Here is a 21630-nt window from a genome sequence, read left to right as displayed (position 1 = left end):
GCGCTACTCCGTCGCGGGCGCGGGCAGCCCGGCCGCGTGGAGCCGGGTGAAGATCTGCATCAGCACGTAGAGCGCGAACGCCGCGTCATCCACCCGGTTGCTGGAGCGCGCGGCCAGCGTCTGGAGCTTGAGCAGATCTCCCCCATCCACGTGGAGCAGGTATGCCTGGGCGCCGAGGGGTCCCTCTCCGGCGAGCGCGAGCCCGCGCCGGGCGGCATCGAGGCACGCCTGGATGCACGTCCCATAATCCCCGGAGGAGAACGCGCCCTCCGCGGCCCGGGCATGATCGAACAGATCCGAGGGCGCGAGCGCGCTGGCGGGCCCGAGGGGCCGCTGTCCGGTGAGGGCGGGGGGCGCGACGGGAGGCGCCACCTGGACCTGGGGATGGGCGCCGATGGCCGGCATGTTGCTGCGGGAGACGGGGCCCATGGGGCGCGGCGCCGTGGCCGTGGCGGGAGCCGAGACCGCGGGCGTGCGGCCCGCGAGCTGGCTGAGCTGGGCCTCCAGTCCACCTCCCGCGCCCTTGGCGGCGCCGAGGGAGGGAACGGTCGGGGTGGCCGCGCGGGGCGGGGGGACGATGCGCTTGGCGCGCAGATCCTGGATGACCAGCCGGGTGATGGCCTTGAGGGCGTCCATCACGCCGCGGCCGCTGATGGCCTCGGTCTCGAAGTCGGGGACGTTGCGCGGGTTGAGCGCGGCGCGCAGCTCCGGCACGGGCAGGGCCTTGGGGATGTCGCGCTTGTTCCACTGGAACACGAGCGGGAAGCGCTCCAGCCGGACGCCCTGCTCGAGCAGGTTCTCCTCCAGGTTGGCCAGCGACTCGCGGTTGGCGTCCATCATCTCCGGCTGCGAGTCCGCCACGAACACCACGCCGTCGGCGCCCTGGAGCACCAGCTTGCGGGTGGCGTTGTAGAAGACCTGACCGGGCACGGTGTACAGCGCGAGCCTCACGGTGCAGTCATTCACCCGCTCGACCTTCACGGGCAGGAAGTCGAAGAAGAGCGTCCGGTCTCCCTCCGTGGCGATGGACATCATCTCGCCCCGGTGCGCGGGGCGCACGGTCTCGTAGACTTTTCGCAACGTCGTCGTCTTGCCGGAGAGACCCGGTCCGTAGAAGACGATCTTCACCGCCACTTCGCGGGCTACCAGGTTCACGCTGCTCACGGTGTGAGCTTTCCTAGAACGACTTGCCTCCTGGCGCCAGTTGCCGATGGCACATTCGCGGGGGTCCCCGAGAGATGTTCATTCGCCAGGAGGGCGAAGCACACGGCCTCCTTGGCCCCTTCCGGCAGGCCCAGCACGTCCAGGGGGCGGACGGGCAGGGGGGCGAGCCGTGCCGTCAGGCGCTCCATCAGCACCGGATTCCGGGTACCTCCGCCGGAAACGTACACCGCCTCCAGGGCGAAGCGCGGCAGGAGCCACCGCTCGTAGGCGCGGGCCGTGGCCTCCACCGTGAAGGCCACCGCCGTGGCCATCACGTCGTGCGAGGACCAGGCGCCATGGCGCTCCCATATCCGCGTCACCAGCGCGTCACCGAAGCCCTCGCGGCCGGCGCTGCGGGGCGGGGGAAGGGCCAGGAAGGGGTGGGCGAGCAGTTCCTCCAGCAGGTCCGGGATGACCCGGCCCTGGCGGGAGAGGCTTCCATCCAGGTCGCACTGGAGCCGGCCCTGGGTCACTCGCCGGGCCAGTCCGTCCAGCACCATGTTGCCCGGCCCGGTGTCGAAGGCGATCGTGTCCTCGAGCCGATCGCTCACCACGCTCACGTTGCCGATGCCGCCGAGGTTCTGTAGCGCGCGGGCCACCCCCGGCTTCCGGAACAGGGCCCAGTCCAGGTACGGCACCAGCGGCGCCCCCTGTCCCCCGGCCGCCACGTCCCGGGTGCGGAAATCACTCACCACGGGAATGCCGGTGCGCTCGGCGATGACGGAGGCCTCTCCGAGCTGCAGCGTGGAGGGCGTGTCGGACAGGCTCGAGGGCAGGTGCGCCACGGTCTGCCCGTGCGAGCCGATGACGTCCACGTCCTCGGGACGGAGATCGGCCCGGGAGATGACCTCCAGCGCGGCCTCGGCGAAGCGTTCACCGAGGGCGAAGTTGAGCTCGCAGAGCGAGCGGGCGTCATCGGCGGCGAGGACTCGCCGGGTGAACTCGGGGGTGAAGGGCCGGGAGATGTGGGCCAGGAGGGTGATACGGACCTCGGGGCCGGTGCCCTCGATGCGGCACAGCACCGCCTCCACCGCGTCCACGCTGGTGCCGGACAGCAGACCTATGCACAGGCGGGAAGGGGGAAGGGGACTCGGGGCCATGCCCTCAAGTGTAAGGCCCGGGTCCCACGGATGCCGGGACGCCCGGGGTGGAACGACGAGAATCCCTCAATTGTGACCCCACGCTCGCACTCTGGGCGACCCTGTCCGGCGCCAGGCTCCGTTCCCCGGCCCACCCCGGGTCGGGAGGTCCCACGTCCGCCAGGGGGGGCCGGAGGGCCGTTGGCGCATGGGGACGTAGGACTCCGGGTGGAGCTTCTCCGAGTCGTTCTTCTCCGAGTCGTTCCTGTTTCTCGCGCCATCGTCGGACGCCGGGGCACTCGGGGGATTCGAGCACTCGAGGTTCGCGGGCGCACTCCTCGCGGGAGTCGAGGGCGAGGGGCGGAGAGGTTCCACCCGGAGGCGGAGTCCCGGGGCGTTCCACCGGGAGGCGGGGTCGGCCCCAGGCTCTTCGCCCGAGGGCCTGCTCGATGGCCACTCCCGTCGCGCGGAAGGTGGCGACGCGCGTGCCCGCCGTGTGCTCCCGGGCGGTGGCTCTGGACGCGAGCGCTCCGCCACGCGTCCCCCGCTCGAACGTCATGAAGACGCGCCGGCCCCGGACGCTGGGTTCGCTCCGGTGGGCCTGTTTGGTCTGAGCGGGGGAGTGATTCTCCGCCACCCGCACACGGACAGATGATTCGCGCGCTCCACACTGGCTCAGCTCATTGCCCTCCAGCGTGGCGGACCCCCAGAGCACCTGGAGACAGTCCCGGGTGGTGGCGCTCACCGAGGTGTTCCGCACCACCGCGCTCATGCCCAGGGAGATGCCCTGGGCCGCGCGGGTGATGACGGCGCCGTGGATTTCCGTACCTCGACCGCCCCGGACCCGGATGCCGTACCAGGAGCCCTCTCCTCCACGCGAGGAGAGCTCGACCGGGTGCGCCGCGGTGCCTCGCACCACCAGCGTCCCATCCACGATGAGCTCCACCCGCCGCGGATCCACACCGGAGCCCAGCGCGTCCTCGGAGGCCGCGATGACCTGGACGCCGGGCTCGAGCGTCAGCCGAGCGCCCCAGGCCACGGTGACATCGCCCTTCAGGACATAGGGGCTGCCACTCCTCTTCCAGACGGTATGGCCGGAGAGGGTTCCCTGCACGTCCGTGGCGGACGCCAGGGCTGGGAGGAGAAACATCAAGGCGAGAAGCACTGCGCGCATGGCGGAGCGAAGGGTAGCGCGCATTCGCGAACATCGTCCATGCGGCCATTCCCGCTCGGGCGATGCGCGAGAGGATTTGGCTGCTGACCGGGCGGACGAGCGGGCGCCAGATCGTCGGCGGCCCTCCGTCGCCTCGCCCGTTTGTATGTGATTGCGCCAAAGCCTTGCATCGACATTGGCACCGACATACTTCAAGCCCGAACCTTCCGGGTTGGAAGGTTCAGGGGTCGAATCTTTCAGGGGCGAAGGTGTTCCCAGCCTGAGCGGGGCTACGGCCTGGCCAGCAGCTCCAGGGCGGAGGTCGTCAGCGTGGTGACACCGGTGCGGAGGGTCCGCTCGCGATCCGGGGCGAAGAGAGGGGAGTGCAGGGAGGGGAGCGTCGCACCTGCGGCCCTGGCCTCCGCGAGACGCTTGGGCTCGACGGTGCCCAACCAGAGCATCACCGCGGGGACTCCGGCGAGGCCGTACTCGGAGAAGTCCTCGCCGCCCATGACGGGCTGGGCCTCGCGGATGTTCTCCGCGCCGAGCACCCGGGTGACGGCGCCGATCAGCCGCTTCGTCAGCTCCGGATCATTGTAGGTGGCGGGCGTGCCCTCGGTGACGGCCACGTCGGGCTTGCGGGGGGCGTTGGCCGCCATGGCCTCGGCGTTCACCACGCGCTCGATGGCGGAGAGCAGCTGCTTGCGGACCTCGGGCTTGTAGGAGCGCACGGTGAGCTGGAGCTTCACCTCGTCGGGGATGATGTTGTGCTTCGTGCCGCCGTGGATGGAGCCCACCGTCACCACGGCGGGCTCGAGCGGGGACTTCTCCCGGCTCACGAGGGTCTGCAGCGAGAGGATGGTGCGGGCCGCGAGGACGATGGGGTCCACCGTGGTGTGCGGGTAGGCGCCGTGACCGCCCTTGCCGTAGAGGGTGATGTCGACGGAGTCCACGTTGGCCAGGGCGTAGCCGGACACGTACTCGACGGTGCCCGACGCCGCGGTGGCGCTGTTGTGGATGGCGACGGCGAAGTCCGGCTTGGGGAAGCGTTTGTAGAGGCCGTCCTCGAGCATCCGCCGCGCGCCGCTGCCCCGTTCCTCGGCGGGCTGGCCGACCATCATGAGGGTGCCGCGCCAGCGATCCTTCGAGCGTGCCAGGAGCGTGGCGGTGCCGAGCCAGGACGTCATGTGGACGTCATGCCCGCAGGCGTGCATCACGGACACGCTCTGGCCGGCGTCGTCCTTCGCCTTCGCCTGGCTGGCGTAGGGCAGCCCCGTCTTCTCCTCCACCGGGAGGCCATCCAGATCGGTGCGCAGCATCACCGTGGGGCCCTTGCCGTTGCGCAGCAGGGCCACCACACCATGGCCGCCGACCTTCTCGGTCACCTCGAAGCCGAGCTTGCGCAGGCGCCCGGCCAGCTTCGCCGCGGTCTTCTCCTCTTGGAGGGAGAGTTCGGGGTTCTGGTGCAGCTCCCTGTAGAGGGCATCGAGCTCGGGATAGAGCCCGTCGAGACCCTGGAGGACGGGGGAGGCGGTTTTCGTGGCATTCGCGGCCCGCGCGGCCCCTGGGGCCCAGGTGGTGGCGGCGAGGACGAGTGCGAGGAGGGGGAGTGATTTCACCGTGCTGTCTCCGGTCTGGAGCGGGGGAGCCGACTACAGCACGGCCACACCTCGACGCCCAATCCACCGGTGGGGGTTCTTCGTCCCCGGGGAGACAGCTCTCGGATGAGGAGGGAGGTGCTCGGGCCGTGAGGCCAGGGCCGGCGGCCCGAGCAGCCGGGACTTCAGGAGACTACTTCAGCAGACCCTCGGCCTTGAGCGCCGCCTGCACGTTGGGCCGCTCGGCCACGCGCGCGTGGTAGGCCTTGAGCACCGGCCACTGGGAGAGGTCGATGCCCGTGAACTGGCTCCAGCCGAGCACGGTGAAGAGGTAGGCATCGGCGACGGTGAACTGCTCGCCCATGAGGAAGGGACCCTTCTCGAGCTGGGTGCTCAGGGTGTCGAAGCGCTTGCCGAGGAGCTCGCGCTGGATCTTCTTTCCCTCCTCGGGGAACGAGGGGTTGAAGAGGGGAGTGAAGTTCTTGTGCAGCTCGGTGCTGATGAAGTTGAGCAACTCCTGGAGACGGTAGCGCTCCAGGGTGCCGTTGGCCGGGGCCAGCTTGGACTGAGGGGCCTTGTCGGCGATGTACTGAACGATGGCGGGTCCCTCGGTGAGGATGTTGCCGTCATCGAACTGCAGGGCCGGGATGTAGCCCTTGGGGTTGATGGCGGTGAAGTCCTTGCCGGACTCGGTCTTCTTGGCACGCAGGTCGACCTTCTCGACCTGGAAGTCCAGACCCGCCTCGCGCAGGACGATGTGCGGCGACAGCGAGCAGGCCCCTGGGGAGTAGTAGAGCTTCATACGTGAGGACTCCTTGTATGCCTGGGTGCAGGCGGCCGGGCAATCTGCCCGTTTCTCCGCTCCCGCGCCATGGAATCCGCCTGCACGGCGAGTCAAGCAGGGTCCGGGTGACCCCGGGTTTTTTCTCGCCCTTTACGTCACATCAGACAAAACACGTACGTGTCGGGTGGAGGCGCCAGGAGGACTCCGCAACTCTTGCACACCGCAAGTCTTGCACACCGCAATCCCTGCACGGTCCGTCACGGTACCTTTATCCTTGGGACGGATGGACAGCCCATTCGATGTTAGGGGTTGATTTAATCATATACATGCGTGTGCTCATTGCGGTATCAAGGACGCGACCTCGATGCCGCTGGGGGGCGGGGGGGTCGTGTCCTAGAAAAATCCATCCAGGAGCCGAACAGATGCGAAGTGATTCCGGTAGGCGTGTAGGTTTTTTGGTGAGACCCGTCAGTCAGCGGTTGGGATTGACCCTGGGTCTGGTGATGGCCGGGGCCTCGGGGCTGGTGCCCTTCGAGAGCCACGCGGACTCTCCGCCCGGTGTCATGTTCCTGTTGGACAATCATGAGTCTATGCAGGACTACCCCGAGTACCTGCCCGAGGCCTTCACGCCCGGCTACGAGCCGCCAGCCACGCCCGCCACCAGGCCCGGTGACCGCGGAGGCACGGGCTCGGGCGGACTCGCTCTCAACACGGGCTGCGATGACCCGGCGCTGGTCGCAGCGATGAGCTGGTTCGACAAGGACAGCCCGGATCCGGCGAAGAACGGCTCCGTCATCTACGACAGCGACGCTGATCTGGCCTCGCCGTTCTTCGATCCGAACAGGTTCTACCACTCGCGCGGACGGCGCATTAACTTCGTCGTGGAGGAATCTCCGGCTACGCTCTACCCCGACTTCGAGTCGATGGCCTCCTCCAGTAACACGCTCACCGCCTGCTACTCGAGCGTGGGTTGGGATTTCAACGACTATCCCTACATGGCAACGCAGATCATGGACGACTGCGTGCGGTGCCTGACGACCAGGGGCTGGTGGCGAGGGCCGATCGTGACCGACGCGCTGAAGCCCTATCAGGGTCCCAATCAGAAGCCCGGCGAGGCGCCGCTCCCTCCCGAGGCGTTCCGCAAGTGGGTTGTCAGCGGACGCGTGCTCAACGTGCGTCCGCCCAAGTTCGTGATCGCGCGCAAGGCGCTCAAGGATGCCATCGCCGCCGCGAGCAACGTCCGTATGGGGGTGGCCACCTTCGGGAAGGACCATGGCTGGTACGATCCGCCGGAACTGCTCGCGTCGGTGCGCCCGAGCTGTGACAAGTCTTCTCCGAATATCGATGAGGTGGCGCTCGATCGGCCCCTGCTGATGAAGGCCGTCAACAAGACGGAATTCCGCAACAACGAGCGCTCCACCGGTGAGGCGCTCTTCGGTCTGGGTGGCTACTTCTCCTCGCAAGGGGTGGACGGTAAGTGGGCGAACTGGTTCAACCAGCCCATCAACCCTGGCTGGGGATGGCCGGGCTGCTGCAGCGGTGGAACCTCCGACAACCCGTACACGGGGGAGTCGGGCCAGAACTGGGGTGGGGCGAGTGATGAGTGGATCAAGCCGAAATCCGTGGATCCCGCTACGGGGTACTACCGGCCGGGTCAGCCGTGGGAGGGCTCCGGAACCGACAGGTCCGTCTGCTCCGAGTCCCAGGCCAATGCCGTCATCGTGGTGACCGGTGGACGGCCTCATTCCGACAACTCGGTGCCCATCACCAGAATGATGGACATCCTCGTGGCGGATGGTGCGCGGCACGCGGATGGCTCGCTCCTCACGTTCGATCCGAGCAACCCCCAGACGAACCCGAACCCGGGTGGTGTGAACTACTGCCACCTGTTCGGCTCCACCCAGCAGGCCTGCGATTACACCGACTACAACTGGCCCACGGGTCTGGCGACGACGAACAAGAACTTCATGGATGACGTGGCGTTCTTCCTGTCGCACGCGGACCTGCGTGGCGACATGCCGGGCAATCAGTCGGTGCGCACGTTCGTCGTCGGCTACGGTGACAGCAGCCCCATGCTCCAGAGCATCTCGCTGGCGGGCAAGGGTCAGTTCTTCCGTGCGGACCAGCCGGGAGAGCTGCGGGATGCGCTCTTGAACGCCCTGGGAGAGGTTTCCGCCGGCTCCACGCCGTAGCGTAGCGCCCGCGCCACGAGAAGAGGCCAGGGCAGGGCGCGTGAGTCCCCGTCCTGGCCTCTATCCTGCCTGGTTCCCTCCCTGTGTTATGCTTCCGCCCATGGCCAGCGAAGCTCGAAACGGGGGAGTGGCCTTCCGCTCCAATCATCATCGGTTGCTCGATGGAGATCACGAGTACTTCCTGCTCGAGTTCCACGAGCCTGTCCCTTCCGGGCACCAGCTCGTGGCGCTCGGGGACACGTGGCGGGCCGAGCGCCGGCTGCGTGATTTCGCGCAGGACTACTTCAACCTGCGGACGTTGCGCGAACTGGTCCACACCCACTCCCTCGGGGGGTCGTTCGAGCCCGTCACCCAGGATGAGGTGGTGCGGCAGGTTGCGACGTTGATCTCCCGCGGGCAGTTCCGGCTGGCGCGAGCCCCCCTGAAGATGGTGTCCGGGGTGGTGCCTCCGCTCGACAAGAAGCCAGCCTCGCCAGCTCCCGCGCCCGAGGAGGAGAAGCTGCGGCTGATGCTGCAGGTCGTCGACGACGTCACCGAGGATCCGATCGCGGATCTCGAGCTCCGCCTCACGCTCCCGGATGGTTCGGCGCAGAAGGTCAAGACCGACGAGGAGGGCCATATCGAGGTCTCGAATCTCCCCCAGGGGCGCGTCAAGGTGGCTGCGTCCATCGAAGGGGCGACCCTGAAGGAGACGCTGGCGTTCGTGAAGGCCGGCATCCTCCCGGCCATGCAGCCGGTGGGGAAGACCCGCCGCCGGCGCAAGAAGGGTGTTTCGGGACGCTTCCTCGCGCGCCTCGTCTCGCACAAGGTCGCCGATGGCGAGACGTTGGAGAGCATCGCCGAGGCGTACGAGATGACGGTGGATGCGATCGCTCGGTTCAACTGGGGCACGACAGACCCCGAGAAGATCCAGAGCCACCTGCTCATCGACGTGGGCTGCACGCTCAAGGACGACAGCGGCAGGTTCGTGCTCTCCAGCGAGGACGATCCCGGACTCATCTACATCCCCCGTCCGTTGGAGATGGACTGGGTGCCGCTGGAGCAGCGTCACATCTGGCGGGTGAAGAAGCTGCCAGAGCCGCGGCTCTACCTGTTCTCGGCCTGAGGCGGGTCGCGTCAGTAGACGGCGAACCCCACCGACCATGAGCTGATGAAGTCGCGGGTGTCCGCGCTGGCGGTGGGCAGCCAGTCCTGGGTCCAGCGGAAGGTCAGCCCCAGGCGCGTGGAGAGCTCGAGCTCCGCGAGCCCTCCGAAGGAGACGTAGGGCCGCTGGCCCTGGGTGGTGGGTAGCGTCGCCCCGGCCGAGGCGGACCACGACTGCCCGCCGCCGACGAAGGGGCCCAGGTGCAGGCGCCACAAGGAGATGGGATACCACTGGGCCTCCAGGCCCAGGCGCACGTTGTAGAAGCCGTTGAGCGCGTCATCGTCGAACTGCAGACGTGAGTCGGCGAGGATGCCGAACTTCCTCGAGGGGTAGTAGCCGAGCGCGAAGCGGAAGCCGAGGCTCCGCAGGCTCTGGCGGCCGGGCAGGGTGAAGGTGTCCTCGCCGGCACCGAACTGGTACGAGAAGCCCGCGCGGTTGATGGGCGCGGCACCCCGCAGCCACATTCCGGCGCCTTCGCGGCCCGACACCGTGGCGCTGTCGATGCCTTGCAGATGCTCGGGGGAGAGCTCGTCGAGCGCGACGATGCTCTGCGAGCCATCGCCGTGCCAGAGGTGCAACGGGTGATGCGGGTGCACGGCGACCGTGCCCTCGTAGCGGAGGCCCTCGGTGGCGGCCAGCCCGACGCCTACCGCGACCCCGACGACTACTGCCACCACCAGCAGTCTGTCGGCGGCCTTGATGGCGTCGAGGGAAGAGCCCGCGGAAGAGCCCACGGAGGTTACCGAGCCGCCGGATGGGGCACCGGAGACGGGCGTGGCGTCGTGGACGGCGGGGGCCCGGTAGGTGGGCGGCGCGTAGTAGGGCTCGCCGTAATCGACGTAGAAGGAAGGCATCCAGTGGCCGTGCAGGCTCAGGTAGTAGCCCGGTGGCGGCTCACCCGTGACGGGTGCCCAGGGAGGCGCAGGTGTCGGCTCCTCCGCCGTTGAGAACCTCTGCACGGCATACACACCCTGTCCGCGCTCCTCGGGTGGGGTCCGCGCGAGGCGCTCCAGCTCCGTCCGCGGAATTTCGTAGAAGTGGCCGAGGCATCCGCTCGTCATCACCGCGACGAGGGTGATGAGTGCGTGCGGACGCAGGTGTTTCGACAGCATGTCTCGAGCCATGGGCCCCTCCCGGCCGGGTCTCCCCGGGGACGACGGGGAGATCATAGGCCGAGCGGCTCCGCGGATGAATCCGGCCCGGCGTACTTGTATGCCGTCAGGCCCTCGTTCACTGTCGCGTCCCAACGGACACACCATGCGCCCGACCCGACTGTTATTGGCCCTCCTCGCTGTTTTCGGCACCGCCTGTGCCACCACCCCGGCGAGGGACGTTCCCGTCTCCGCGCCACAGCCCGCCGCCGTCGCGCGGCCGCTTGCCTTCCTCTGGGAGGTGACGCGCCCGGGTGCGCCGGACAAGCCGCTCTATCTCACCGGCTCGGTGCATCTGGGCAGACCCGGCCAGTTCGTCTTCCCGCCGTCCCTGGAGGCCGCGCTCGAGCGCTCGCAGGCCCTGGTGGTGGAGCTGGATCCGGACCAGGCGTCTCCGCGCGAGTCGCAGCGGTTGGTGATGAGTCTGGGCATCCTCTCTCCGCCCGACAGCCTGAGCGCGCACCTGCGTCCCGAGACGCGAGCGCTGCTGCCCGAGGCGCTCCAGCGGGTGGGGCTCCCCGCGGCGGCCGTCGAGCGCATGCGGCCGTGGCTGCTGTCCATCACGCTCTCCGTGTTGGAGATGCAGAAGGCCGGCTATTCGGAGGCGGGTGGCATCGACCGGCTGCTGTTGGCCAGGGCGCGAGGCAGCAAGACCCTCGTGGAGCTGGAGACGCTCGACAGCCAGATGCGCATGCTCGCTGGCTTCTCCGACGAGCTGCAGGATCTGATGTTGAGGGATCAGCTCGAGAACTCGGCGCTGACGTCGGTCAGCATGGCCCAGGTGGCCACCGCGTGGGAGGGCGGTAACCCCGACGCCCTGGCCAAGGTGCTCTTCGAGAACAAGGACGACCCCGTCTACGGCCCCTTCTACGAGGCTCTCTTCTTCAAGCGCAACCAGGAGATGGCGGACAAGATGGCGGCGATGCTCGACAAGCCGGAGACACACTTCGTCGTGGTGGGTGCCGGCCACCTGGTGGGGGAGCGCGGCATCCTCGACCTCCTGACCCGCAAGGGATTCCAGGTGCGCCAGCTTCCGCGCGAGCCTTGAGCGGGCAATTCGTCAGGAATCCGCCAGGGTTCTCAGCGGGGCGTGTTTCAGGCGGCGCCTGGCCTCCTTCGCGGGGAGTCCCGTGAAGTGCATGGCCAGCGCCACCTTCACCTCGTTGCCGGCCTGCTCCAGCAGCCGTTTCGCCGCCGCGGGGGGCAGGTCCGTCAGCTCCGCCACCATCCGCGCGGCTCGCTCCCGCAGCTTCTCGTTCGTGGGCCGCACGTCCACCATCCGCCCCCGGTACACCTTGCCCAGGAGCACGAAGGCCGTCGTGGTGAGCGCGTTGAGGATCAGCTTCGTCGCCGTGCCCGCCTTCAGCCGCGTGCTGCCCGCCACCAGCTCCGGCCCCGTCTCGGCCAGCAGCACGTGATCCACCTTCACGCGCGGGCCCGGTGGGTTGCAGCACACCAGCACCGTGCGCGCTCCCCGCCGCTTCGCCTCGTCCATCGCGCCCAGGACGAAGGGAGTCCGCGCGCTCGCGGAGATGCCGCATACGACGTCCCGGGGCCCCACGCGCAGCCGGCTCATGGAGGCGCCACCGGCCTCGGCGTCATCCTCCGCGCCCTCCACGGCGCGCGTCATCGCCCGGCGGCCACCGGCGATCACCGCTTGCACCTGGGAAGGGGAGGCTCCGAACGTGGGCGGGCACTCGCTCGCATCGAGCACCCCGAGGCGCCCGCTGGTCCCCGCTCCCACGTAGAGCAGGCGGCCACCCGCCCGCAATGCGTCCGCCACGGACCGAGCCACGCTCGCTACATCACGTAGCGCAGGACGGACCGCACGGACAGCTGCTTCATCTTCTTGATGCAGAAGGCGAACGACCTCCTCCGGAGAGGCGAGGTCCAGGTCGTCCGCCCGAGGATGCGAACGCTCGGTGGGCGGGAGTGCGATCCTCTTCGAGCGCGATCTTCCCACCCGCGAGCGCACGGGCGTCCTCAGGCCGCCTTGGTCACCTTGCCCGCCTTGATGCAGCGGGTGCAGGCCAACACGCGCTCCGTGCGGCCCTCGACGGACGCCCGGATCTTCTGGAGATTCGGGAGCGTCCGCTTCTTCGTCTTGTTGTTCGCGTGGCTGACGTTGTTGCCCACGAGCGGCCGCTTCCCGCAGATGTCACACTTCCAGGCCATGACTGCCAACTCCTTGAAATCAGGGACGAAATGAGAGCCCGCCCTAAGAGAGCGGCGGAACCTATCTACAAACCACTGGAAAATCCAGTCTGATCCGTCCTCAGCGTTTGAGGACGGCCTTCTTCTTCAGCATTTCCTGAACCAGCCGCGTGGCTCGCGCACCAGCCAGGAACTCTCCCTCGAGACCCAGCCCGGGGAGGACCTCCCGCCCGGCCAGCAGCAGGTTCTTGGAGGGAGTGTGCTGCTTCAACCCCGTGACCCCCAGCACGGCTTCCGAGTCGAAGACGTAGTGCGGGTGCGGCATGAGCCGGCTGCCACGCACGGCGCCCGCGTCCAGGTAGGGGGCCGAGCGCAGCAGGCGCTTGTTCTTCGTGAAGGGCATCAGCGCTTCCAGGTGCGCGTCGATGCGCATGGCCAGCGACTGGAGGTAGCCCTCACCCAGGTCGCGTACGCTCGCGGGCACGAAGCCTCCGGCGCAGACGACGCGGAGCGAGGGCGCGTCCTTGTCCTCGGCCGTCCGGGCGGGGTGCTGCTGGACGAGCAGCGGGCCCAGCTCGGCGTCCTCGGTGTCCAGGAGCAGCAGCTCCCCCATGCCACGCGGCAGCACCGCCTCGGGCACCACCCAGTTCACCGCGAAGAGGAAGGACTTGATGGTGGCCAGGTCCAGGTGCTCGCTCAGGGCCCGGTGCTTCTTGCGATCCGTGATGAGCCGCCGCAGCGCTCCCGCGTCCGTGGCGGACACCAGGCACGAGGCCCGGTAGAGCGTGTCCGAGCGCAGCAGCTTCACCCCGGAGAAGCGGCCTCCGTCGAAGTGCAGCTCCTCCACCACGTAGGTGTCCGTGTTCTCGGGGCTGAGCAGGTCTCCGCCCAGCTCCACGAGCCGCTCGAAGAGCAGCTTGCGCAGGCCATCCCGTCCGCCCGGGTAGCGCCAGGGCGACTGCAGCGCCTGCGACAGGGGCCGCGTGCGCGCCAGGGGCGAGGTGGGTTGATCCAGGTGGACGACGAAAGGCAGCAGGCCGCGCAGCAGCTTCGAGGGCTCGTCTTCTCCCGCCAGCCGCGGCTCCGTCTCGAGCCCCGGGTGCTGACGCATGCGCTTCTTGAGGTTCCAGCCCTCCATGAGTCCGTCCGGCGGCAGCGGCGGACCTTCCTTGAAGAAGGCATCGGAGGGCTCGTGCTGCGTGGCCGAGGCGGAGATGTCCGCGAGGATGCGCTCGCCCTCGGTGCCGAACTCCCGGACGAGCTCGGCGCGCCGACGGGTCGCGTCGGTGTGCAGGTCCACCCGGTGGCGAGGCAGCACCAGCTGCAGCTCGGGCACGTGGGGCTGCTGGCTGCGCTGCAGCTGCGTGGTGAGGCTCAGCTCCGTGAAGGCCTCCTCCACCGCGGGCATCGTCTTGAGGGCCGGGGCGACGAAGGGCGCGTAGGGCAGCACGAAGCCGTCGTGCTCGTAGCCCGGCCCGGTCCCATCGTGCTCCACCAGGAGCACGCTGTATCCCCGCTTCGCGAGCAGTGCCGCGGCGAGCGCTCCGCCCAGCTGGCTGCCCAGGACGATCACGTCATAGACGTGCCTGGACGGGGCCGTGGCGGAGGGGAGCGGCTTGGATCTGGTGGCGGGTGTCGGCATTGCGCCGCGCACACTACACACGTTGCTTGGGGCCCGGCAGCGCTTTCCCGCCCAGGGCGCCCAAAAAGGCCGCCCGGTAAGGGCCCTAGGGTTGGGGCTCCCCGGAGGGCTCCTCGGGACGCCAACGCGGAACCTCGTCGGGGCCAGGACGACCCTCGAGCAGCTCGTGGGGGCGGAACGTCCCCTTGTAGCGCAGGGACGCGCAGTCCTGGACGCGGTAGCCGAGGTACACGTGGGGAATTCCCCGCGCCCGTGCCAGCTCCACCTGGAACACCACGTTGGCCGAGCCCGGCGAGTAGCGCGCGTACTCGGGATCGTAGAAGAAGTACACCGCGCTCCAGGCCTGGGGCATCTCGTCGCAGATGCCCAGGCCCACCAGCCGGGGGCCCTCCTCGGCGGTGTCGTCGTAGTACGCCACCTCGCGCGCGGCCGGGTGGGGGAAGGCGAACTGGAGGAAGTACTCGCGCCTGCCGAGCGGCGAGGCCTCCCAGTCGCGCGTCTGCTCCCGCTCGGAGTGCCAGGCCTGGTAGAGCGCCAGGCGCTGCTCGTCCACCCGGGGGGGGCCCACCTCCACGCGGAAGTGGGCACACGCGGCGCGTGCCCGGCGCTGGCTGCGGTTGGGTTGGAAGGTCTCCGTGGGGATGCGCAGGGAGACGCACGCCATGCACGCCTGGCAGGCGGGCCGGAAGTACATCGGGCCGAAGCGGCGCCACCCTCGCACGAGCATCCGCTCGTACTCCTCGGCCGTCACGTCCTGCATGACCAGCTGTTCCAGTGAGGAACTCTGGTCCGGCAGGTAGCTGCAGGGGCCGGGTGGTTCGACGGTATGTCCCAGGATGATGGCCATGGATTCCCCCTTCGTTCCTGGGTGATGACGGGCGTCACGTCAAGAGGCGGCCAGGGAGGCGGGCATACCCTCACCCCAGCCCTCTCCCGGAGGGAGAGGGGACTCCTCAGAGATCCTCGTCGCTCAACACCGTGAGTCCGGACTGGCTCAACAACGCCGCCGTGACTCCCTGTCCCTTCACCACCACTCCGTCGACGTGCGTGCCCTGCGTCCCACAAGAAGGGCTGCGCTCCTTCAGCAGCGCCACCGTCACCCCGAAGCGCCTCGCCGCCGCCAGCGCCAGCTCCGCGCCCCTGCGGAAGGCCTCCGTCCGGTCCGTCCCCGACTCCACCTCCGCCGCCCTCGCCCGGCCCGCCAGCACCTCCGCTCCCGCTCCGCCCTTCAGCTCCACCGCGGGTCTCGGAATGCCCAGTCCCGCGCCCGTCTCCGGACACACGGGCACCACCTCCTTGCCCTCCAGCGCCCGCATCACCTTGTCCGAGCCCTTCGACTTGCCGTCGTAGCGGCACGCCTCTCCCAGCAGGCACGCGCTCACCAGGACCACCCTTGCCTCGTGCAGCGCCGCCACCCGCTCCTCGCGCGTCATCCCGGCTCTCCCGGGTTGCGCAGGCTCTGCTCGCCCATGGCGGGTCCCGCCTCCGTCACCACCCGCCCGCCCTCCAGCCGCACCGCTCCCGTGGCCACCAGCTTCACCACCAGCGGGTACAGCCGGTGCTCCTCCTTCAGGATGCGCGCCGTCAGCGCCGCTTCGTCGTCACCCGGAAGCACCGGCACCACCGCCTGCGCGATGATGGGGCCCGTGTCCATGCCTGGATCCACGAAGTGCACCGTGCACCCGGCCAGCTTCACCCCGCGCTCCAGTGCCTGTCGCTGCGCATGCAGCCCCGGGAAGGCGGGCAGCAGCGACGGGTGGATGTTCAGCACCTTCCCCGGGAAGCGTCCCAGGAAGTCCACCCCCAGCAACCGCATGAAGCCCGCCAGGCACACCCACTCCACGCCCGCGGACACCAGCGTGTCCACCAGCGCCTTCTCGAAGTCCGCTCGCGCGCCGAAGGCCTTGTGATCCAGCACCACCGCCGCGACGCCCGCCTTCCTCGCCCGCTCCAGCGCGAAGGCCGTTCCCACGTTGGACACCACCACCGCCACCTCGGCGGGGAAGTCCGGCCGGGCGCATGCGTCGAGCAGGGCCTGCAGGTTGCTCCCGCTGCCCGACACCAGGACGCCCAGCTTCGTCCGGCCGCTCATGCCTCGATGACCGCCGTGGCCTCGCCCTCGCCCGTCTCCACGCGGCCCACCTCCGTCGCCTCCACCCCGCGCGCCTTCAGCGTCGCCAACGCCGCCGGCACGTCCGCCTTCGCCACCACCGCGATGAGCCCCAGGCCCATGTTGAAGGTGTCGTACATCTCCTTGCGCTCGACTCCGCCCAGCTTCTGGATGAGCTCGAAGATGGCCGGACGCTTCCACGTCTTCTCGTCCAGCACCGCCCGCGTCCCGTCCGGCAGGCACCGCGGCAGGTTGCCCGGAATCCCGCTCCCGGTGATGTGCGCGAAGCCCTTCACCTTCACCGCCTTCATCAGCGCCAGCGCGTCCTTCACGTAGATGCGCGTGGGCTCCAGCAGCGCGTCGGCCAGCGGACGGTCCAGCCCCTCGGGCACCGCGTCCAGCGTCAGCTTCGCGTCCTCCAGCAGCACCTTGCGCGCCAGCGAGTAGCCGTTGGAGTGCAGACCGGAGGAGGGCAGCCCGATGAGCGCGTCCCCGGGCGCCACGCTCTTCCCATCGATGAGCTCCGAGCGCTCCGCCACGCCCACGCAGAAGCCGGCCAGGTCGTACTCTCCCCGAGCGTAGAAGCCCGGCATCTCCGCCGTCTCCCCGCCCAGCAGCGTGCACCCCGCCTGCTCGCATCCCTGCGCGATGCCCTTCACCACCTCGGCCGCGGCATCCACCTCCAGCCGTCCCGTGGCGAAGTAGTCCAGGAAGAAGAGCGGCTCCGCCCCACAGGTGAGGATGTCGTTCACCGACATCGCCACCAGGTCGATGCCCACCGTCCCGTGCCGGCCCGCCTGGAAGGCCACCTTCAGCTTGGTGCCCACTCCGTCCGTGCCCGCCACCAGCACCGGCTCCCGGTACTTCCCGGGCGGCAGGGCGAAGAGCCCTCCGAATCCTCCCACCCCGGCCACCACCTCTGGCCTCACCGTCCTCGCCGCATAGGGCTTGATGCGCTCGACGAACGCGTCGCCCGCCTCGATGTCTACTCCGGACTGCTTGTAGGTCGTTCCCACGGTCGGCCTTCTACCGGCTTTTCCCGGCCGTTGTCTCGGCCGTTGGCGGTCCGGATGTCGGTTGCGCGGCGCTGTCCGGAAAGCCGCACGATCGTCCTCCCCCGAGGCGCTCATGCCTGATAGGGGACGGTCGGCTCATGGTCCCGACTCCCCCCACGCCCTCCCTTCCCGATGTCCCCGAGCGGCTCCGGCCTGTCCTCTCGTCCGTCCTGGAGGAGGAGGGGGCCTCGGTACCGGCCCCTGTCCGGGAGCTCCTCCTGGAGGCGTTGCACGCACGGCTCGAGGCCCTGCTCCAGGACGAGCGCGCGCGGGAACTGGAGCGGCGCAGACAGTTCGTCTCCAAGCTGAGCCACGCTCTGCGCAACGACCTGTCGGCGGCCAGGATGGGCGCCCAGATGATCGTCCGCTGTCCCGAGAACGTGGAGCGGGTGGTCACCATGTCCGGGAAGATCCTGGACGGCATCGAGCGCGCGGATCGGAAGATCCAGGAACTGCTGGACGCCCATCGTCCCCAGGGGTGAGGCCGTCCCCTCGCTCTCCGGGAGTCCCTGGCCACCCGTGGGCGCTCGGACACACTCCAGGTGTGACATTCTCAGGCTCCTACACGGAGGGACTCAGGAGATCGTCCTCGGGGTGGGCGTCTGGACGACACCCCGCGCCGAGAAGACATTGGATCGCGGCCGGAATTTGACCCTGTCGATGGGGGCGGCTTAACTCGTCCTGCGATGGGCGCCGAGGAAACCCTCTTTCAGCGATTCGGCAAGGAGTTCACGAAGGGCACGGTCCTCTTCCGCGAGGGAGAGCCGGGCAAGGAGATGTTCGTCATCCAGTCGGGACGGATCGCGATCTCCAAGCGGGTGCGCGACGTGGAGAAGGTGCTGGCGGTGCTCGGCCCGGGCGAGTTCTTCGGCGAGATGGCCATCATCTCCAACAAGCCGCGCAATGCCTCGGCCAGCGTCAGCGAGGACGCCAAGCTCCTGGTCATCGATCCCAAGACGTTCGAGGGGATGATCCGCGGCAACGCGGAGATCGCCGTGAGGATGATCAAGAAGCTGGCCGAGCGCCTGTCCGAGGCGGACGCGCAGATCGAGAACCTGCTGCACGCGGATCCGGCCAGCCGGGTGGTGCACCACATCCTCCAGACGAGCCAGACGCGTGGGCGGACCATGGAGGAGGGGGTGGAGATCGAGTTCGTGGTGCGCGAGCTGCCACGGCAGATCGGCGTGGGCGAGCCGGCCATCCGCAACATGCTGGACCGGTTGGAGCGGGCCGGTCTGGTGGAGCGCGCCGGTGACAGACTCACCGTCTATGACACGGGCCGCCTCCACGACTTCCTCCAATACCTGGAGATGAAGTGGAAGTTCGGAGATCTCTAGCGTGAAGCTCCAGGTCCTCGGGTGCCATGGCGGTGAGCTGCCCTCGTGTCGCACGACGTGCTTCCTCGTGGACGACGTGCTCGCGCTCGACGCGGGCGCGCTCACGAGCACGTTGTCGCTGGAGCAGCTCTGCAAGATCGAAGACATCATCGTCGGCCACAGCCACTTCGATCATGTGAAGGATCTACCGCTGATGGCGGACCTGATCATCGGCCGCCGTGACAAGCCGGTCACCATCCACGCCTCTCGCGAGTGCGCCCGTGCGCTGCGCGAGAACATGTTCAACAACGCCCTCTGGCCGGACTTCACGCGCATCCCCACGCGCAAGGAGCCGGTGCTGCGCATCAAGCCCTTCCGGGCCGGCAGCACCTTCCAGGTGGGTCCCTACACGGTGCAGTCCATCCCCGTGCACCACCCGGTAGAGTCCTGCGGCTTCATCATCACCCGCGGACGCACCTCGCTGGCCATGAGCGGCGACACCGGGCCCACCGACAAGCTATGGAAGGTGCTCAACCAGACGCCCACCCTCAAGGCGCTCCTGGTGGAGACGAGCTTCCCCAACGCACTGCAGCAACTGGCCGACGTGTCCGGTCACCTCACGCCGCGCACGCTCAAGAGCGAGCTGAGCCGCTTCGAGCGCGACGGCTGCTCCGTGCTGGTCTACCACATCAAGCCGGCCTTCGTTCCCCAGGTGAAGAAGGAGCTGGCCGACATGCCGGTGGAGATCCTGGAGCTCGGCGACACCTTCGAGTTCTAGCCCGCACGTTCTTCGGACGGACGACCCGAAAGGTCGCATCCTGGAGCGGGGATCCGGATGGGAGTTGACGGCCCCCGGGTTGTAGGATTAACCCCGCCCCTCCCATGGCCTGGTTCTCCAAGAAGCCCCGTATCGCGACCACTCCCGAGCCCGTCGAAGCCCCCAGCCGTATGCAGGGGCTCTGGGCCAAGTGCGAGAACTGCGACGAGATCATCTACCGGCAGGAGTTGGAGAAGAACCTCAACGTCTGCCCGCACTGTGAGCATCACCTGCCCTGGCCGGCGCGAGCCCGCCTGGCGGCCCTGCTGGATCCCGACAGCTTCGAGGAGTTCGACAAGGAGCTGGAGCCGCAGGATCCGCTCACGTTCACGGACACGAAGAAGTACAAGGACCGGCTCCGGTCCACCCGCAAGGCGCTCGGCGAGAACGACGCCTTCATCTCCGGGGTGGGCCGCATCGAGGGCAAGCCGGTGTCCATTGGCTGCTTCGTCTTCGAGTTCATGGGCGGCTCCATGGGCTCGGTGGTGGGTGAGAAGGTCACCCGTGTCTTCGAGCGCGCCTTCGAGCTCAAGTGCCCGGCCATCGTCTTCTCGGCCTCGGGCGGCGCCCGCATGCAGGAGGGCATCTTCTCCCTCATGCAGATGGCCAAGACGAGCGCGGCCATCGCCCGCTTCCGCAACGTGGGCAAGCCCTACATCTCGGTGCTGCTGCACCCCACCACCGGCGGCGTGGCGGCCTCCTTCGCCTGGCTGGGTGACATCATCCTCGCCGAGCCCAAGGCCCTCATCGGCTTCGCCGGCCCGCGCGTCATCGAGCAGACCATCCGCCAGAAGCTCCCCGAGGGCTTCCAGCGCTCCGAGTTCCTCGTCGAGCACGGGATGATCGACTCCATCGTGCCGCGCAAGGAGCTGCGCGCGACGCTGGGTCAGGTGCTCGGCCTGCTCGGTTAGTGCCCGCCGCGCCATGACGCTGCCCCGGACGCCGGCGGAGGCCCTGGAGTTCTTCGCCCGGCTCAGCCCCTCCAGCATCAAGCTCGGTCTCGAGCGGGTGCGGGACACGTTGGAGGCGCTCGGTCACCCCGAGCGTCGCTACCCCGCGTTGCACGTGGCGGGCACCAACGGCAAGGGCAGCACCTGCGCCTTCGCCTCCGCCGCCCTCCATGCCGCGGGCTACCGGGTGGGGCTCTACACCTCGCCCCACCTGGTGCGCGTCAACGAGCGCATCCGCGTGGACGGGGTGGAGATCGATGACGAGGTGTTCGGCCAGCGCATTCTCGAGGTGCTCGAGCGGCATCCGGACGCGGCCACCTCGCTCACGTACTTCGAGTTCGGCACCGTGGTGGCCTTCTGGCACTTCGCCCGGGAGGGTGTGGACGTGGCCGTGGTGGAGGTGGGCCTGGGTGGGCGTCTGGATGCCACCACCGCGTGCCAGCCGCTCGTCACCGCCATCACGCCGGTGTCCTTCGATCACATGGAGTACCTGGGCAACACGCTGGGGGCCATCGCCGGGGAGAAGGCCGGCATCCTCAAGCCGGGCGTTCCCGTGGTGGTGAGCCGTCAGGAGCCCGAGGCCCTCGCCGCCATCGAGCGCAGGGCAGGGGAGGTGGGAGCGCCCCTGCTCCTCGAGGGCCGGGAGTTCTCGGTGGCCGCCCGCCCGGAGGGCAACGTCGCCTACGAGGGGCCGGGCCTCTCGCTGGAGGGCCTCACGCTGGGCCTGCGAGGTGAGCACCAGCGGCAGAACGCGGCGGTGGCGCTCGCCGCCCTGGAGCTGCTCTCCCAGCGGGGTCTCCCCATTCCATCGGAAGCCCTGCGGACGGGCGCCTGTACGGCCCGCTGGCCCGGACGCCTGGAGGAACTGGGCGGTCAACCCCCGGTGCTGCTGGATGGCGCCCACAACCCCGCCGGGGTGCAGGTGTTGCTCGCCGGCCTGCGCTCCCTCTACCCCGGACGCCGCGTGCACTGTGTCTTCGGCGTGGTGGCAGACAAGGACCGCGGACCGATGCTGCGCGCGCTCCTGCCAAGCTGTACTTCGGTACACCTCACGCCGCTCGACACCCCTCGCTCGCTCCCCCCGGAGCGCTACCTCGACGAGGCACGTGCCCTCTGTACGGAGGTGTGCACGTATCCATCACTGGACGACGCACTGGCCGGTGCTCGCGAGCGAGCGGCTGCTGGTGACGTCATCCTGTGCACCGGTTCACTGTTCCTGGTGGGTGCCGCCCGGGCGAGGCTTGGTGGAAACCTTGGCGCGTTGCATCACAGTCCGTAGATT

General features: G+C 68.8%; 21 protein-coding genes. 8 read left to right on the top strand and 13 right to left on the bottom strand.

Annotated features, from left to right (window positions below):
- Positions 1–3: 3 nt before the first annotated feature.
- The 5 genes from JQX13_RS49295 to gstA all read right to left on the bottom strand — a co-directional run bounded on the left by JQX13_RS49295 (position 4) and on the right by gstA (position 5835).
- Entirely contained in the window at positions 4–1164 is a 1161-nt protein-coding gene (locus JQX13_RS49295) for a GTP-binding protein (RefSeq protein WP_203406314.1), read from the bottom strand.
- A complete protein-coding gene (locus JQX13_RS49290; protein ID WP_203406313.1) occupies positions 1161–2303 on the bottom strand; it encodes an anhydro-N-acetylmuramic acid kinase in 1143 nt (380 codons plus the stop codon). Before JQX13_RS49290 ends, JQX13_RS49295 begins: the two co-directional genes overlap by 4 nt.
- A gap of 4 nt (positions 2304–2307) precedes the next feature.
- Positions 2308–3480 carry a hypothetical protein gene (locus tag JQX13_RS49285; RefSeq protein ID WP_203406312.1) on the bottom strand — a complete coding sequence of 391 codons (1173 nt, stop codon included), beginning with the start codon at positions 3478–3480 and terminating at the stop codon, positions 2308–2310.
- A gap of 245 nt (positions 3481–3725) precedes the next feature.
- Positions 3726–5054 (bottom strand): amidohydrolase, encoded by a 1329-nt coding sequence (locus JQX13_RS49280; RefSeq protein ID WP_203406311.1) that lies wholly within the window; start codon positions 5052–5054, stop codon positions 3726–3728.
- A 172-nt stretch (positions 5055–5226) separates the two neighbouring features.
- The gene (gene gstA / locus JQX13_RS49275; protein WP_203406310.1) at positions 5227–5835 is read right to left on the bottom strand and encodes a glutathione transferase GstA; all 609 of its coding nucleotides are present in this window, start codon (positions 5833–5835) and stop codon (positions 5227–5229) included.
- Between the two features lie 440 nt (positions 5836–6275).
- Here gstA and JQX13_RS49270 point away from each other — a divergent pair, with 440 nt between their 5' ends.
- Positions 6276–8009, top strand: a complete 1734-nt coding sequence (locus tag JQX13_RS49270; protein ID WP_203406309.1) for a hypothetical protein — start codon at positions 6276–6278, stop codon at positions 8007–8009.
- Between the two features lie 127 nt (positions 8010–8136).
- The gene (locus JQX13_RS49265) at positions 8137–9114 is read left to right on the top strand and encodes a LysM peptidoglycan-binding domain-containing protein (RefSeq protein WP_203406308.1); all 978 of its coding nucleotides are present in this window, start codon (positions 8137–8139) and stop codon (positions 9112–9114) included.
- An 11-nt stretch (positions 9115–9125) separates the two neighbouring features.
- Here the strand turns inward: JQX13_RS49265 and JQX13_RS49260 are convergent, their stop codons facing one another.
- Complete coding sequence (locus JQX13_RS49260; protein ID WP_203406307.1) at positions 9126–10277, bottom strand: hypothetical protein; 1152 nt, start codon at positions 10275–10277, stop codon at positions 9126–9128.
- A gap of 133 nt (positions 10278–10410) precedes the next feature.
- Here JQX13_RS49260 and JQX13_RS49255 point away from each other — a divergent pair, with 133 nt between their 5' ends.
- The gene (locus tag JQX13_RS49255) at positions 10411–11352 is read left to right on the top strand and encodes a TraB/GumN family protein (protein WP_203406306.1); all 942 of its coding nucleotides are present in this window, start codon (positions 10411–10413) and stop codon (positions 11350–11352) included.
- A 12-nt stretch (positions 11353–11364) separates the two neighbouring features.
- Here the strand turns inward: JQX13_RS49255 and murQ are convergent, their stop codons facing one another.
- The 7 genes from murQ to purM all read right to left on the bottom strand — a co-directional run bounded on the left by murQ (position 11365) and on the right by purM (position 17226).
- A complete protein-coding gene (gene murQ / locus JQX13_RS49250; RefSeq protein ID WP_203412570.1) occupies positions 11365–12267 on the bottom strand; it encodes an N-acetylmuramic acid 6-phosphate etherase in 903 nt (300 codons plus the stop codon).
- Between the two features lie 20 nt (positions 12268–12287).
- A complete protein-coding gene (gene rpmB / locus JQX13_RS49245) occupies positions 12288–12479 on the bottom strand; it encodes a 50S ribosomal protein L28 (protein ID WP_043403428.1) in 192 nt (63 codons plus the stop codon).
- A 100-nt stretch (positions 12480–12579) separates the two neighbouring features.
- Positions 12580–14100 (bottom strand): NAD(P)-binding protein, encoded by a 1521-nt coding sequence (locus JQX13_RS49240; protein WP_203406305.1) that lies wholly within the window; start codon positions 14098–14100, stop codon positions 12580–12582.
- Between the two features lie 85 nt (positions 14101–14185).
- Positions 14186–14947 carry an arginyltransferase gene (locus tag JQX13_RS49235; protein WP_203406304.1) on the bottom strand — a complete coding sequence of 254 codons (762 nt, stop codon included), beginning with the start codon at positions 14945–14947 and terminating at the stop codon, positions 14186–14188.
- Between the two features lie 106 nt (positions 14948–15053).
- Complete coding sequence (locus tag JQX13_RS49230; RefSeq protein ID WP_203406303.1) at positions 15054–15533, bottom strand: DUF523 domain-containing protein; 480 nt, start codon at positions 15531–15533, stop codon at positions 15054–15056.
- Complete coding sequence (gene purN, locus JQX13_RS49225; RefSeq protein ID WP_203406302.1) at positions 15530–16192, bottom strand: phosphoribosylglycinamide formyltransferase; 663 nt, start codon at positions 16190–16192, stop codon at positions 15530–15532. Before purN ends, JQX13_RS49230 begins: the two co-directional genes overlap by 4 nt.
- Positions 16189–17226 carry a phosphoribosylformylglycinamidine cyclo-ligase gene (gene purM / locus JQX13_RS49220; protein ID WP_203406301.1) on the bottom strand — a complete coding sequence of 346 codons (1038 nt, stop codon included), beginning with the start codon at positions 17224–17226 and terminating at the stop codon, positions 16189–16191. Before purM ends, purN begins: the two co-directional genes overlap by 4 nt.
- Positions 17227–17363: 137 nt before the next feature.
- Between purM and JQX13_RS49215 the strand changes: the two genes are divergently transcribed.
- From JQX13_RS49215 to JQX13_RS49195, 5 genes are all read left to right on the top strand, one after another.
- Positions 17364–17747, top strand: coding sequence for a histidine kinase dimerization/phospho-acceptor domain-containing protein (locus tag JQX13_RS49215; RefSeq protein ID WP_203406300.1), 384 nt, complete (start codon positions 17364–17366; stop codon positions 17745–17747).
- Positions 17748–17951: 204 nt separating this feature from the next.
- Positions 17952–18602 carry a Crp/Fnr family transcriptional regulator gene (locus tag JQX13_RS49210; RefSeq protein ID WP_203406299.1) on the top strand — a complete coding sequence of 217 codons (651 nt, stop codon included), beginning with the start codon at positions 17952–17954 and terminating at the stop codon, positions 18600–18602.
- A 1-nt stretch (position 18603) separates the two neighbouring features.
- Positions 18604–19359, top strand: coding sequence for an MBL fold metallo-hydrolase (locus JQX13_RS49205; protein WP_203406298.1), 756 nt, complete (start codon positions 18604–18606; stop codon positions 19357–19359).
- A 104-nt stretch (positions 19360–19463) separates the two neighbouring features.
- Positions 19464–20309, top strand: coding sequence for an acetyl-CoA carboxylase, carboxyltransferase subunit beta (gene accD, locus JQX13_RS49200; protein WP_203406297.1), 846 nt, complete (start codon positions 19464–19466; stop codon positions 20307–20309).
- 13 nt (positions 20310–20322) lie between these two features.
- Positions 20323–21627, top strand: a complete 1305-nt coding sequence (locus JQX13_RS49195) for a bifunctional folylpolyglutamate synthase/dihydrofolate synthase (protein ID WP_203406296.1) — start codon at positions 20323–20325, stop codon at positions 21625–21627.
- Positions 21628–21630: the final 3 nt, after the last annotated feature.

The sequence above is a fragment of the Archangium violaceum genome, from assembly GCF_016859125.1.
Lineage (GTDB): Bacteria > Myxococcota > Myxococcia > Myxococcales > Myxococcaceae > Archangium > Archangium violaceum_A.
This window is presented reverse-complemented; position numbering and strand designations above follow the sequence as displayed.